This is a genomic window from Paraburkholderia sp. SIMBA_027, from assembly GCF_046535315.1.
GTDB lineage: Bacteria > Pseudomonadota > Gammaproteobacteria > Burkholderiales > Burkholderiaceae > Paraburkholderia > Paraburkholderia tropica.
The window spans coordinates 1-279 of the sequence record NZ_JAWRWY010000396.1 but is presented as its reverse complement, the minus strand read 5'-3'; the positions used below and the strand labels follow the sequence as shown (position 1 = coordinate 279).

Annotated in this window: 1 pseudogene; it reads left to right on the top strand. The window is 64.2% G+C overall.

The features are described 5' to 3' along the window. Positions 1–201 (top strand): annotated as a pseudogene (locus SB764_RS39570) (hypothetical protein); the annotation flags it as partial. Positions 202–279: the final 78 nt, after the last annotated feature.

Sequence of the window (279 nt, the reverse complement as noted above, 5' to 3'; positions counted from 1 at the left end):
GCTGGGTCGATGACCAAGAAGTCGATGAAGAAACCGCACCGCAACGGCAGGGGCCTTTTCCTCGGCGCCATGTTGGGAGCAATTGCCGGTGCGTTGTTGGGCCGGACGGTAGGCGCAGCGCCCTTCGGGGCGGCATTGGGGGCCGTCATCGGGGCCGCCCTTTTGTACCGCGTCAACCCGGGTCCTTGGAACCGCGACTAACTCTTCCCCAAGCTCGTCCACCCCTTTCCTGCACCCACGCCCGGCGATAAAATTGCCTCGTGCCCTCATGGCAAGACC